Annotated in this window: 13 protein-coding genes and 1 tRNA gene; 4 read left to right on the top strand and 10 right to left on the bottom strand. The window is 71.3% G+C overall.

Annotation, left to right across the window (positions count from 1 at the left end; genetic code table 11):
- The 6 genes from M2302_RS15035 to M2302_RS15060 form a co-directional block, all read right to left on the bottom strand.
- Complete coding sequence (locus tag M2302_RS15035) at window positions 1–876, bottom strand: glycosyltransferase family 2 protein (protein WP_280838524.1); 876 nt, start codon at window positions 874–876, stop codon at window positions 1–3.
- A gap of 13 nt (window positions 877–889) precedes the next feature.
- Entirely contained in the window at window positions 890–2,131 is a 1,242-nt protein-coding gene (locus M2302_RS15040) for a hypothetical protein (RefSeq protein WP_280838525.1), read from the bottom strand.
- Entirely contained in the window at window positions 2,128–3,000 is an 873-nt protein-coding gene (locus M2302_RS15045) for a glycosyltransferase family 2 protein (protein WP_280838526.1), read from the bottom strand. Before M2302_RS15045 ends, M2302_RS15040 begins: the two co-directional genes overlap by 4 nt.
- Before the next feature lie 21 nt (window positions 3,001–3,021).
- On the bottom strand, window positions 3,022–4,152 hold the full coding sequence (locus tag M2302_RS15050; protein ID WP_280838527.1) for a glycosyltransferase: 1,131 nt from the start codon (window positions 4,150–4,152) through the stop codon (window positions 3,022–3,024).
- A 163-nt stretch (window positions 4,153–4,315) separates the two neighbouring features.
- Window positions 4,316–6,013 (bottom strand): sugar transferase, encoded by a 1,698-nt coding sequence (locus M2302_RS15055; protein ID WP_280838528.1) that lies wholly within the window; start codon window positions 6,011–6,013, stop codon window positions 4,316–4,318.
- Between the two features lie 181 nt (window positions 6,014–6,194).
- On the bottom strand, window positions 6,195–7,271 hold the full coding sequence (locus M2302_RS15060; RefSeq protein WP_280838529.1) for an LCP family protein: 1,077 nt from the start codon (window positions 7,269–7,271) through the stop codon (window positions 6,195–6,197).
- A gap of 127 nt (window positions 7,272–7,398) precedes the next feature.
- Here M2302_RS15060 and M2302_RS15065 point away from each other — a divergent pair, with 127 nt between their 5' ends.
- Together M2302_RS15065 and M2302_RS15070 are read left to right on the top strand one after the other, a co-directional pair.
- Window positions 7,399–8,232, top strand: coding sequence for a class I SAM-dependent methyltransferase (locus M2302_RS15065; protein ID WP_280838530.1), 834 nt, complete (start codon window positions 7,399–7,401; stop codon window positions 8,230–8,232).
- Between the two features lie 84 nt (window positions 8,233–8,316).
- Entirely contained in the window at window positions 8,317–9,300 is a 984-nt protein-coding gene (locus tag M2302_RS15070; protein ID WP_280838531.1) for an expansin EXLX1 family cellulose-binding protein, read from the top strand.
- Window positions 9,301–9,303: 3 nt separating this feature from the next.
- Here M2302_RS15070 and M2302_RS15075 read toward each other — a convergent pair whose 3' ends face one another.
- The 4 genes from M2302_RS15075 to bcp form a co-directional block, all read right to left on the bottom strand.
- Window positions 9,304–9,834 carry a GNAT family N-acetyltransferase gene (locus tag M2302_RS15075; RefSeq protein WP_280838532.1) on the bottom strand — a complete coding sequence of 177 codons (531 nt, stop codon included), beginning with the start codon at window positions 9,832–9,834 and terminating at the stop codon, window positions 9,304–9,306.
- Window positions 9,835–9,899: 65 nt separating this feature from the next.
- Window positions 9,900–9,985, bottom strand: a tRNA-Leu gene (locus M2302_RS15080).
- On the bottom strand, window positions 9,971–10,909 hold the full coding sequence (locus tag M2302_RS15085) for a helix-turn-helix domain-containing protein (RefSeq protein WP_280838533.1): 939 nt from the start codon (window positions 10,907–10,909) through the stop codon (window positions 9,971–9,973). Before M2302_RS15085 ends, M2302_RS15080 begins: the two co-directional genes overlap by 15 nt.
- Before the next feature lie 30 nt (window positions 10,910–10,939).
- Window positions 10,940–11,416 carry a thioredoxin-dependent thiol peroxidase gene (gene bcp / locus M2302_RS15090; RefSeq protein WP_280838534.1) on the bottom strand — a complete coding sequence of 159 codons (477 nt, stop codon included), beginning with the start codon at window positions 11,414–11,416 and terminating at the stop codon, window positions 10,940–10,942.
- Between the two features lie 123 nt (window positions 11,417–11,539).
- On the opposite strand from bcp, the gene M2302_RS15095 reads away from it, so the two are divergent.
- Together M2302_RS15095 and M2302_RS15100 are read left to right on the top strand one after the other, a co-directional pair.
- Complete coding sequence (locus M2302_RS15095; RefSeq protein WP_280838535.1) at window positions 11,540–12,256, top strand: energy-coupling factor ABC transporter permease; 717 nt, start codon at window positions 11,540–11,542, stop codon at window positions 12,254–12,256.
- Window positions 12,253–12,654: a PDGLE domain-containing protein gene (locus tag M2302_RS15100; RefSeq protein ID WP_280838536.1), complete on the top strand. Its 402-nt coding sequence runs from the start codon at window positions 12,253–12,255 to the stop codon at window positions 12,652–12,654. Before M2302_RS15095 ends, M2302_RS15100 begins: the two co-directional genes overlap by 4 nt.
- Window positions 12,655–12,656: the final 2 nt, after the last annotated feature.

The raw sequence follows: 12,656 nt of genomic DNA on the forward strand, positions 1-12,656 counted from the left end.
CTAGAACCTTTCGGTGGGGCCGTGAACGCCCCGCAGACCGTCCCAGTACCCGGCCAGGACAGCGAGTGAGGCACGCCTGCGCTCCCGGCTGCCGGCGGCGAGGCGGAACAGCGACCTCGCCACGTTCCGATAGTGGATCGGCTCGCCGATCAGCAGCCGCCGCAGCGGACGCGGGTAGTGCTTCCGCACGTAGAGGATCTCATTGCGGTGGTAGTAGTACCGGGCCCGGGGGCTCGATCCGCTGAGGCTGCCGCCCCGCTTGTGCCACACCTCGGAACCGCAGACGAATCCGATCCGGCCATCCGCGTCGCCGATCCGGCGGACCAGATCGAATTCCTCCTTGTAGTGGAAGAACCGCTCGTCGAACAGGCCGACCTCGATGACCCGGGCCAGACGCAGCAGGAGCGCGGCGCCGGTGACCATGTCCACCTCGTGGGCCCCTTCCGCGCAGCCTCCGCAGCGGACCGGACGGACCTTGCCCTTCGGCAGCATGGCGGCCACGACGTACGGTTCGACGTCCGGGTCGCCGGGGTCCGCGGAGGTGGTCTGCAACGACGTCGACACCTCGAAGCGGTCCGCGTGCCGCAGCAGGGTCGACAGGGCGTGCGGCCGGGGCACCGAGTCCGCGTTCAGCAGCCACACCCAGTCGGCGCCGCGGGCCTGGGCCTCCCGGATGCCCGCGTTCATCCCGCCCGCGTAGCCCAGATTTCGGTCGAGCCGCAGCAGGGTGACGGACCCGTCCAGGCGCTCGAGCTTCTCGACGGAGTCGTCGGTCGAACCGTTGTCGACGATGACGACATCCGGCACGGTGCTGCCGCCGGCGACCGCCCGGAGGCAGCGGACGGTGTCGTCCGCGCAGTTCCAGTTGAGGATCACTGCAACGACTCTGTCAGGCAACGGTGCCAACCTCACTGTTCACGGGACTGGTCGCGGAAGCCGACGCGAACCGCGGTCCGGACCACTTCCTCAGGGCAACGGCGGTGACCGTGCTGTGCAGCGCGAACAGCACGACGGAGAGGAGGGCGACGCCCACGGCGCCGAACTCGGCGGCGGTGAGCGAGTAGCCGACGATCGCGACCACGGCGGTACCGGCGGCGATCGCCGCGGTCGCGCGTTCGCCGCCGAGGTTGACCAGCCGGGCGCTGAGGATCTTGCCGACGGTCACCGCGATGCTGCGCGCCACCAGGACGAGGCCGAGCAGCAGTGCCGCCTCGTATCCGCTCGTGATCACGCCGATTCCCGCCAGCCCGATCAGGACCAGCACCCCCATGCCGACTGCGAGGTACAAGGCCCGACGTAGCACCTCGTTCAGCCGCTGGGCCGAGCCGTCCGCATGGTCGCCGAGGGTCCGCTGGGCTGCCACGACCGCGCCGGCCTGGGTGAACTCGATCGCCGCCACCGCCAGCGAGTACACGGCGAGCACGTCCGGTCCCTGATAGCGGGCCAGGGCAAGCTGGTCGAAGCGGTACGTGAAGACCTGGGCCACGGCGCCCGCGTGGGTGAGGCCCAGCCGGGCGACGCGTTCCTCGGGAGGCGATGCCCGTCGCGCCATGCGGGTCAGCGACAGTCCGTGCTTCGTCCACAGCGCCACCGCCATCAGCGCCTGGCACCCCAGCCAGGCCAGCAACCACAGTTGCGCGTCCTCGACGGAGGCGAGGATCAGCAGGACGTACAGCGCCGGCGCGGTGGCGGCGAACGCGGCGCGGTACCGGTAGACACTGAGGAACTGACCCAGGGTGAGCCCGGCCGCGGCGGGAATGTTGCTCGCCGCGATGCACGCCGCGCCTGCGGCGGCGATGGCGGGGGTGGCCTCCTCCGAGTACCGCGCGAAGATCCAGGCCAGCGCCGCCGTCAGGGGCACGGTGGCGGTGTAGATGGCCAGGCTGCGCCGCCCGGCCGACTCGTCCAGCCACTGACGGCCCTGGGCCAGCAGGAACGTCTCCAACGACAATCCGCCGACCGCGACGCCGGTGGCGGCACTGGTCGTCGTCGCCACCAGCAGGCCGCGTTCGGTTGGCGGAAGAGCGACGCTGAGCAGGATGGCGACGCCGGACATCGCCAGGGCCGAGACGTACATCAGGGTGGCGCTGCCCGTCGCCCGCCGGACCGAACCACGCAGCTGCCGGGTCATGCCAGCAACCCCGCGACCGTGCCCCGGAGGACCGCGGTCGCCGCCTTCGGGCCGGCCACCATTAGCGCCTTGGCCGCGTAGAGGAGCCGGACGAGGGCGGCCAGGGGAAGCCGTCTGCCGTAGTGCCTCCGGAAAAAGATCATGCAACTGCGGCTGGCGTGGAAGTACGTGACGGGCGACTTGGCCTTCATGTCCCGGGTCGCGCCGGTCGCGCCGCCGCCGGAGTGCTCGACCGCGAGACCGTCGACGACCGTGACCGGGATGCCGAGGCGGGCGGACCGGACGGCGATGTCCGCCTCCTCGTAGAAGAGGAAGAAGTCCTCGGTGAAGCCGCCCAGCTTCTCGAACGCCTCGCGGGTGAGGAGGATCGAATGGCCGGCGACGTACGTCAGGGTGCGCGACGCCGCGGATCCCGTCGATGGCTGGCCGCTACGGCCGGTCAGCAGGTCGAGCGCGCCCAGGTCGGGGTGGGTGCCACCGTCGGCGCCGACGCTCGTCGTCGCACCGATCGCGCAGTCGCCCGCCCGGCGCACGTCCAGCGCCGACGCGAGGACGCCGCCGGTGATCCGGGTGTCGGGGTTGAGGACCCAGATCACGTCGGCACCCATCTCGAGCAGCCATCGCGCGCCGCGGTTGTTCCCCGCGGCGTAGCCGACGTTGCCGTGGCCGTGGATCACGCGGACCACCAGGCCGTGTCCGCGCGCGAACTCGGCGACCGACTCGAGTTCCCGCCGTTGGTCACTGTTGTCGACGAGCGCGACGGCGATCCGGGGCTCCGCACCGGCGTGGTGGGCCACCAGCGAGCGGACGAGTCCGGCGCAGTCGTCCGCGGACAGGTAGTTGACGATGGCGATGCCGAGGGTGCTCATCGGGACGTCACCGTCGCTGCCCTACGCGACCGCATCTGCCACCCACGCCGAGAACGTCGCGGCGAAGGCCGCTTCGGAGAACCTCGCGGCATTCGCCTGGATGCGATCGGTGCGCAGTTCGCCGACGCGGGCCGCCAGGGCGGCGAAGCCGCGTGCCTCGGTGGACCCGACGAGGAAGCCCGTCTCGCCGTCGACCACGGTCTCCAGCAACCCGCCGCGGTCGATGCCGATGACCGGCGTACCGCAGGCCTGTGCCTCGACCGGGATGATGCCGAAGTCCTCGTGGACCGGGAAGAGCAGGGCCTTCGCACCCCAGTAGAGCTGGCGCAGTCGTTCCTTGCTCGGCATGACCTCGAAGGTGACGGGGACGCTCACCCGCTCCGCGAGACGTCGGAGGTTGACCTCCTCGGGCCCGGAGCCGGCGATCACCACCGGGAGTCCGGCGGCCTCCGCGATCGCGATGATCAGGTCGAACCGCTTGTACGGAATCCACCGCCCGCCGCCGAGCAGATAGTCCCTCGGCTGGGCGCGGTCCGCCGGGGGAGCGTCCGCGAAGAAGGGGACGTCCACCGGGGGGTTGACCACGACCGCGTCACGTCGCCAGTAGTGCCGGATCCGGGCCTGCACCTCACGCGAGTTCGCCGCGTAGCTGTGTACGTGTCGACTGAACCGGACGTCGACGGCCTGGAGTGCGCGGCGTGGCAGGGCGAGCAGCGGACTCGACCCCCGGCCGTCGAAAGCGGGACTCCAGATGTACCGGGCCGGGGCATGGACGTAGCTCAGGTGCCGGGTCGTCTCGGGCGGCCCCAGCTTCACGGTGTGCGCGAAAGCGTGGCTGGACGAGATGACCACGTCGAACCGCTGACGGGTGAGGGTCCGCCAGGTCATCGGCATGAGGGGGAGGGCCATCGCCTTGCTGCGCCGGGCCGGGGTCCGGGCGAGCCAGGACTCCCGCAGGTTCGGGTCCTCGACGCCGTGGTCCTTCCAGAGCACGAACCGCTCCGCGTGCGGGACGAGTCGGGTGATGTTCCGGAAGACCTTCTCCGAGCCGCCGGTCGCGCCGAACCACTCGTGGACGAGCGCGACGGACGAGCCGGACAGCGCGGGGAGCGCAGGGTGCTGCCCGGACAGGTGGCCGGTGGTCGTGCTCATCGGCTCTCGCCTCCGTCGGGGCGCCGCCCTGGCGCGCGGGATCCTGGGCGTGACACCCTCGCGTACCACGTGAACTCCCTGTCGTCCGAAATGCGGTGTGGGATAGCAGCGGTTTGAGCCGGGACGGTGGAACCTCACCCGTCAGTTCTCGGCCTGCTGGTGGTCAGGGCTGGAGCGGCGCGACCGGCCGATGGGCGCAGTCGAACGACGTAGCGCCGGCTGGCTCGACATGGTGCGTCCTCCCCGTGACGGCCCTGGCGACGGACGTCGAGCCGGCGGGCGAACGCAGAATATGGGTTGGCCAGCGGTGCCGCCAGAGCCGGCGAGCCAACTCACGTCCTCCCCGCCTGCGGCCGGGAGGACGGCGGTGGGCGTCAACGACGACCACCACCGTGGACACCTCCGCCACCGTGCGCAGCAGGATCTTGATGTCGAGCCAGAGCGACCAGTTCTCGATGTAGTAGTTGTCGAACCTCGTCCGGTCGGAAATCGGCGTGTCTCCTCGAAGGCCGCTGACCTGCGCGAGACCGGTGAGGCCGACGGGTGCCCGGTGCCGCATCGCGTAGTTGGGGTACTCGGCGGAGAACTTCTGCACGAAGTACGGCCGCTCCGGCCGCGGCCCCACCACGCTCATCTCCCCGCGCACGATGTTCCAGAGCTGGGGCAGCTCGTCCAGCGACGTCCGACGCATGAACCGTCCGACCGGCCCGACCCGCCGGTCGTGCGCGATGGACCAGTTGGTCTGCGACTCGTGCTCGTCGGACGGTCGCATGGACCGGAACTTGGCCACCTTGAACGGCCTGCCGTACCGGCCGATCCGCTCCTGGTGGAAGAAGATGCCCCGCCCGCCCTCGAGGAACGTCGCGATCGCGCAGAGCAGCAGCAGCGGACTCAACACGACCAGCGCCACGGTGGCGAGGACCACGTCGGAGGCGCGCTTGATGGCCCACCGCGGACCGGACAGGGTCGTGTCACCGATCTGGACGATCGGGATCGCACCGACGTGGTCGGGGTAGCCGCCCTGGGAGCCGGACCCCCACAGCCGGGGAACCGCCCAGAGGTTGCAGGCCGCGCTCGCCGGGGGGAGCAGCGAGTCCATCAGGGACGCGCCCGGACAGTCCGGGTCGGCGATGACCAGGACGTCGCAGTCCAGCAACGGAATGAGCGCCTCGAGTTCGTCGAGCGTGCCGATCAGCGGAATGCCCCCGACCTGCTGGCGCGATGGAGCGTCGACACAGCCGACGAAGCGCAGGCCGTACTGGGGGTAGCGGCGCAGCAGCCGGGCGAGTTCCAGCCCGATCGGTCCACCACCGACGATGATGGCGTTGTGCTCCAGCCAACGCCGCCGACGCGCGACGATGGTCAGCTTCCGGGTGAGCGCCCGGCCGATGATGACCAGCCCGGCCGACAGCGCGACGTCGTGCATGAATCCGCTGACGTACGGCACCGAGTCGTGGCGTTCGGCTGCGATGATGGCCACCGCCGCGCCGCAGGCGAGCAGGCGCCCGCAGAGGCTCGGCAGCTCGTCCAGGATGCTCAGGTGGCGGCGGGCCTGGTAGAGCCCGCCGAAGGCGAAGACGGTCACCGTGAGCACCCCGTTGGCCAGCGTCCCGCGCCAGTAGTTCTGGCTCAGCAGCAGCGGGGTGAGCAACGCGGCGACGTCGACCGGGACGGTCAGCATCCAGGCCCGCAGCCAGCGGGTGCGCTTGGAGGCCCGGGAACTGGCGTACGGCAGCACCGCCGTGGTGTCCAGCCCGGCCCGCGGCGGGGCGGTGACCGCGGGCTCCGCGGCATCCCGGGCGGTGGAGGCGACCGGGAGCATCCCCTCGCCGCCGGCCTGCCCGGCCGGTGGTCCGGTCATCCGCCACGACGTGTCGTCGTGGCCCGGCCTGGTCGCAGCCGGATCTCTTGTGGCCGATTGCCCTGACATGGTCGATCCTCCCCCGTGACAGCCCACGGCACGCGTGACACGGGCCGCGGGCGCTCGCAGGATACGAGCGGGGCCACATCCGCCACCAGGACTGGCAAGGCGGAGCTGTCTCCTACTTTCCGGCGGCCACGATCTCGGAGACCGAGTCCCGGCGGACCGCGTCGAACATCTGCTTGGTCCTCGTGTTGTCCGGGAACACCACGCTCTCGCTGCCCACCCGGCCGGTGCCCTTCACCGGACAGGTGAAGAACCCGAGGTTGCCGCCGCGCAGGTGGCGCAGCTCCATCGCCAAGTCCACGAGCGACATTGACTTGTCCACGGCGACGGAATTGGCCGTGGCCTTCACGAACGAGTTCAGCTTGGTGGGGCTGCTCAGCGTCCCACCCGAGGCCGCCTTGTCGAGGATCGCCTTGATGACCTGCTGCTGGTGCTTGATCCGGGTGAAGTCGCCGTTGGCGAACGCGTAACGCTCCCGGGCGTAGTCCAGCGCGGTGGCCCCGTCCATGGTCTGCCGACCCGCGACGAACTCGCGCTTGCCGCCGGGGTTGAGCGAGTGGGTCGAGGTGAATCCCTGCTCCACGTCGATCTCGATCCCGCCCAGGGCGTCGACGATCTCCTTGAAACCGGCGAAGTCGACCATCGCCACGTGGTCGACGCGGACCCCGGTGAACTTCTCCAACGTCTGCACCATGAGCGGCACACCGCCCCACGCGTAGGCTGCGTTGATCTTGGCGTCGCGGCCGCCCCTACCCTGGTCCGAGCGGGGGACGTGCGTCCAGGTGTCCCGCGGGATCGAGATGAGCTGGGCGCTCGACCGGTCCTTCGGCAGGTGGGCCAGGATGATGGTGTCGCTCCGGGAACCGCCGGTGTTCTCCGGGTCGCGCGAGTCGCTGCCCAGGATCATGATGTTCATCGCGCCCTTGGCGACCACCTGCGGCCGGGACTCCTCGGGCACCCCGGTGAACGCGTCGACCCGGTCGATCGAGGAGTTGACCGAGCGGTAGTACAACCCACCCGCGAGGACACCGCCGCCGGCCAGCAGCGCCAGCACCAGCAGCACGATCAGGGCGATACGCCGGCCGCGACGGCGACGCGGAGCCAGTTCGGACGGCTGGCCCGTAGCGTCGACATCCTCTTCGGACGCGAAAAAGCGCGGTTCGGAGTCGGCGAACTGCTGGCGATCTGACATGGCCGCGATGCTACTGACTCACCTTTGCCGCCGGGGACCCTCCTCCGGACGGTCAGCCCCGGCCACCCGGTCGGTGAATCCAAAACTTTCTTCGCCACTCTTCACCTTCACCTGGTACAACCTCGGCGTGGACGCAACGACGCTTCGCCGGGCCATCGCCCGCACCCGCCTCGCCCCGGTCGCCGCCTTCCCGAAGCGGCTCCGCCGCGTCGCCCGGCACGACGCCAGGGTCATCCGCACCTCCGCCCGCTGGCTGTTCACCTCCCGCGAGCACCACAACTACACCTACGAGCTGACCAAGCTGAGCCGCCAGCACCTGACCTGGTTCGTCAGCGTCGTCTGCGACACGCCCGTCAAGCAGGTCCGCGCGTACGTCGAGGAGATCGAGTCCGACGACACGCTGCGCGGTCACATCGAGCGGGCCACCGCCGGCGCCGCCCGCCGCGGCCTGGCCGACAAGCAGGTCCGGTACGCCCGGCGCGTCGGCTGGTACGCCATCGTCCGCGCCACCCGGCCCAGCCACGTCGTCGAGACCGGCGTCGACAAGGGGCTGGGCAGCTGCGTGCTCGCCGCCGCCCTGCTGCGCAACGCCGCCGACGGGCACCCCGGGCGGCTCACCTCGCTGGACATCAACCCCGAGGCCGGCTACCTCGCCCGTACCGCGCCCTGGTCCGACGTGGTCGACCTGGTCATCGGCGACTCCATCGCCTCCATCGCCGCCCTGGACCGGCCCGTCGACCTGTTCCTGCACGACAGCGACCACAGCCGGGCCCACGAGAAGCGCGAGTTCGAGGCGGTCGAGCCGAAGCTCGCCCCCGGCGCGATGCTGCTCACCGACAACGTCACCCACACCGACGTGCTCGCCGCCCACGCCGAACGCACCGGCCGGCGCTTCCTCGCCTACCGGGAGACCCCGCGCGACCACTGGTACCCGGGCGACGGCATCGGCGTGGCCTGGTGAGCGCTCCGGGCGTTGGGGCGGCCGGCTTAGCTTTCGCTTAGCCGGCTTGGCGCCCGGCGTACCGGTCCGGCAACATCGACCGGCGTGACCGACGGCAGCGCTCCCGGCGACTCCGCCCCCCGTTCCACGGCGGGCCGCCGCCGGGCCCCCCGCCCCGCCCGTACCCGCTGGCTGGCCGCCGGCGGCGTCGCGGCGCTCGCCACCGTGCTGGGGCTCAGCCTGGCCCTGCGCTCCGGCGCCGCACCCGCCTGCGCCGCACCCCGGGCGCTCGCCGCGCCACCCGCCGGCGGCACCATCCACAAGGGAAAAGCCACCTTCTACGACTCGAAGGGCGCGGGCGGCAACTGCTCCCACCCGTCCGCGCCGGCCAACCGCCGGTACGTCGCCCTCGGCCCGTCCGAGTACGCGGCCGGCGCCGCCTGCGGTGGCTTCCTCGACGTCACCGGTCCGCGTGGGATCGTCCGCGTGCTGGTCATGGACCAGTGCCCGGAGTGCGAACCCGGTCACGTCGACCTGTCCCGGGAGGCGTTCGCCGAGATCGCCGATCCGGTGCAGGGCGTCGTCGGGATCAGCTACCGCGCGGTGGTCGACCCGCCGCTGCCCGGCCCGCTGACCTTCCGGATAAAGGAGGGCGCCTCGCAGTGGTGGTTCGCCGTGCTCGTCGGCCAGCACGGCAACCCGCTGCGCTCGGTCGAGGTGCGGCAGGGCAACTCCGGTGTCTGGCGCGGCGCCGCGCGGCAGGACTACAACTACTGGCTGATCGAATCCGGCGCCGGTCCCGGGCCGTACGCCATCCGGGTCACCGACGTGTACGGCCACCGCGCCACCGCCACCGGCATCCGGATGGCGCCGGGCCAGATGCAGCGCAGCACGGTCAGGATGTACGGCGGTGCCGCTCCCGCCAGGGCCACCACGCCGGCGCGGTCGCCGTCGGCGCGCCCCAGCCGGTCGGCATTCCCGTCGGTGTCGGCGTCGCCCAGCCTCGCGGCGGCCGCCTCCCCGCCGGCTGTGCTCGACGCGGCGGTGGCGCCGGTGGACCCCACCCGTGCGGCCGGTTGCGGCGGCTGACCCTCAGCCCGCCGGCTCGTCCAGGTCCCGCCACATGAGGATCTCGTCGCGGTCGTCGCCGGGCGCCACCCGCAGCGCGCCCGGCAGCCGCCCGATCTCCCGGTAGCCGAGCCGGGCGTAGAACGTCTCCAGGCCGAGCCCGCCCCGCACCGTCACGTGCAGCGCCCGCCAGCCCAGCTCCGGGGCGCGGCGCGCCGCCTCCCGCATCAGGTCGAGGCCGTAGCCCCGGCCCTGGGTGTCCGGGTGGACCATCACCCGCTTGAGGATGCCCCAGTGCGTCTTCAGGTGGAACCGGTTGTCCGCGAAGATCAGCACGGCGACGAGGCGGTCGTCCTCGTACCCGACGAGCAGCCGGTCCGGCCCGTCGGTGATGTCGGCGAGGGTCCGCTCGGCGACCGGGCGGACCTCGGTGGCGCTGACCGGGGCGACGAAGCCGACCGCGCCGCCGGCGTTGGTGACGTCGACCCAGAGGTCGACGATCCGCTCGCACAGGTCAGGGGTGAGATCGGGGTCGAGGACGAAGCGCAGACTCACGCCGGCAATCCTGACGAACCGGCGCGGCGTGAGCCCGCGATGGTGACGCGCCTGACAGTGCCACCTGGTGCGGGAGAGGGGATTCGAACCCCCACGTCCTTTCGGACAATAGGACCTAAACCTACCGCGGCTGCCGTTACGCCACTCCCGCCGACGTGCCGAGTTTAGAGCGTCGGGCCTCGACGGTGGTGAGCCCGGCTTCCTTCAAAATCCGATGCACGGTTTGATGGCTGATCACCGGAACGCCGCCTGCCGCTCCCGCCAGGCCCTGCGCGATCTTGCGGGAACCGACTTCAGGGTGTGCGAGGGCGAATCGGATGACAGATTCCTGGAGCTGTCGCCGCACCGGGCGGTCCTTTGTGCGCGGCGCCAGCGCAATGCTTCCCGTTGCCTCCAGGCGCCGGCGCAGCCTGCCGACGTGGTCTCTCGTGCATCCGATCCGTCGGGCGGTTTCTGTCGTGGTCAGCTCGCCGTTACTGACTTTCTGGACCAGGGTGAGAAGCTTCCGCTCATCGATCGGACCGCTGGGCGTGGTCGGCTCTGCCCGCTCGATCGCCGGATTATCCGCCACGCCGGGAACTTGATCCGGCTTCTGTTCGTACCTTGGTCCTGGGCGCCTCTTACGGCCGGCGTAGGTAGCCGTTTGGCTGTGGCAGTTAGGGCAGAGCAGCCTCAGGTTGGGTGGGCGGTTGTCGAGGAAGTCGCCGTTGATGTGATCGACATGCAGGACGAGCGGGGCGCCCTGCCAGAGCGCTACGCCGCGGACCTCGCACTGCTCGGGCAGGCCGATGAAGGCGAGCGCCCGCTTGAGCCGGAAGCCGGGAGTTCTCGGTGCGTCGGGTGCCAGCTTGACCAGCACCTCGGACGAAGCCCGGGGTGGACCCGGGCGCCCCTTGTTGTGCGCGTTGCCCGTGAAGTGCGAGGTGTCGATGCCGAACCGCTTCAACTGGCGGCTGATGTGCGCGTGCGACCCACCGCTGATGCGGACGCCGAGCAGCCGCATCACCCCGGCGATGGAGTGCGCGGCGGCGGCCGCCTCGGCGAGCGCCTCGGGCGTGTACTTGTATCGGACCACGCACGGACCGTATCGGCCCGGTGTGACACCTCAGTCGAGGCCGAGGTCCCGCCGCAGCTTCGCCACGTGCCCGGTGGCCTTGACGTTGTAGAACGCCCGCTCGATCTTCCCGTCCGGGTCGATGACGAACGTGGAGCGGATCACCCCGGTCACGGTCCGGCCGTACATCTGCTTCTCGCCGTACGCGCCGTACGCGGTGAGCACCGCCTTGTCGGCGTCGGCGACCAGCGGGAAGGTGATGGCGTCGCGCTCGCGGAACTTCGCCAGCTTCGCCGGCTTGTCCGGGGAGATGCCGACGACCTCGTAGCCGGCGGCCTGGAGCGAGGCGAGCGAGTCGCGGAAGTCGCAGGCCTGCTTGGTGCAACCGGGGGTCATCGCGGCCGGGTAGGCGTACAGGACGACCCGGCGGCCGCGCAGGTCGGCCAGGGAGAGCGTCTCGCCGGTGTCGGTCGGCAGGGTGAAGTCGGGGGCGGGGTCGCCGGGGTTGAGGCGGTCGGGCGCGGTCATGGCAGCGACCTTACCGCCGTCCGGGACGGCGTCGGGCGACGCGCGCCGGCCGCGCGGTGATCAAGAGCATGGCTTGTTGCCAAGTGTTGGCAACAACATGGTCTGCCAAATAGGCTGCGCGGTGTGGACACCCTGGCGATGCACATCTCGAACGGGATCATCAACGGTCCCGTGGCGGGGCTCTTCGCGGCCGTCGCGCTCGCCGCGCTGACCTTCTGCGTGCTGCGCAGCCGGCGCGACCTGGACGACCGGCTGGCCCCGATGGCCGGCCTGGTCGCCGCCTTCATCTTCGCCGTCCAGATGCTCAACTTCCCGATCTTCACCGCCGGGGTGAGCGGGCACCTGCTCGGTGGCGCGCTCGCCGCGCTGCTGGTCGGCCCCTGGGTGGGCGCGCTCTGCGTGGCGGTGGTGCTGGTCGTGCAGGCGCTGGTCTTCGGCGACGGCGGCGTCGCGATGCTCGGCCTGAACATCACCAACATGGCGATCCTCGGCACCGCCGCGGCGTACCTGTTGATCGCCGGGCTGCTACGGGTGCTGCCCCGCACGCCGGCCGGGCTGGGGGTGACCGCGTTCGTCTCCGCGCTGCTCAGCGTGGTGGTGGCGGCCCAGGGCTTCGTCTTCCAGTACTGGCTGGGCGGCACCACCGACCTGGGCGGCAACATCACCGGCCTGGCCGGCACGATGGCCGGGGTCCACCTGCTGATCGGCATCGGTGAGGGCCTGATCACCGCGACCACCGTGGTCACCGTCGCCAAGGTCCGGCCCGACCTGGTGTACGCGCTGCGCGCCCTGAAGCCGGCGACGCCGGCGCCCGTCCCGGCCGTCGGAGGTGTCCGGTGAGGAAGCGTTCCTGGGGTTTCGTGGCGGTCGGCCTGCTGGTGGCGCTGCTGCTCGCCGGCGTGGTCAGCAACTACGCCTCGTCGCACCCGGACGGGCTGGACTCGTCCCTGCTCAAGGGCTGCACGGTCGACGCCGACGGTGAGATCACCGGTGGCTCCTGCCCGGCCCAGCAGGCGAAGGACCACGAGCTGGCCGACAGCCCGCTGGCCGACTACGGCATCCGGGGAGTGGACAACGGCTTCCTCTCCACCGGCCTGTCCGGGGTGCTCGGCGTGCTGCTGACCTTCGCCGTCGGCGGTGGCGTCTTCTGGCTGCTGCGCCGGCGTGGCCCGGCCCGCCCGGACGACGCCGACGGCACCCCGCGCGCGGACCGGCAGCCGGCCGGCACCGCCGGCTGAGC

Origin of the sequence: Micromonospora sp. A200, assembly GCF_029893845.1 — a bacterium.
Classification (GTDB): Bacteria; Actinomycetota; Actinomycetes; order Mycobacteriales; family Micromonosporaceae; genus Micromonospora; species Micromonospora purpureochromogenes.

What these genes read in the sequence shown, in the direction of transcription:
- bcp (WP_280838534.1), bottom strand. Translation starts at nt 11,416, where the DNA reads ATGACCGCGCCCGACCGCCTCAACCCCGGCGACCCCGCCCCCGACTTC.
- M2302_RS15045 (WP_280838526.1), bottom strand. Translation starts at nt 3,000, where the DNA reads ATGAGCACCCTCGGCATCGCCATCGTCAACTACCTGTCCGCGGACGAC.
- M2302_RS15050 (WP_280838527.1), bottom strand. Translation starts at nt 4,152, where the DNA reads ATGAGCACGACCACCGGCCACCTGTCCGGGCAGCACCCTGCGCTCCCC.
- M2302_RS15060 (WP_280838529.1), bottom strand. Translation starts at nt 7,271, where the DNA reads ATGTCAGATCGCCAGCAGTTCGCCGACTCCGAACCGCGCTTTTTCGCG.
- M2302_RS15055 (WP_280838528.1), bottom strand. Translation starts at nt 6,013, where the DNA reads ATGACCGGACCACCGGCCGGGCAGGCCGGCGGCGAGGGGATGCTCCCG.
- M2302_RS15040 (WP_280838525.1), bottom strand. Translation starts at nt 2,131, where the DNA reads ATGACCCGGCAGCTGCGTGGTTCGGTCCGGCGGGCGACGGGCAGCGCC.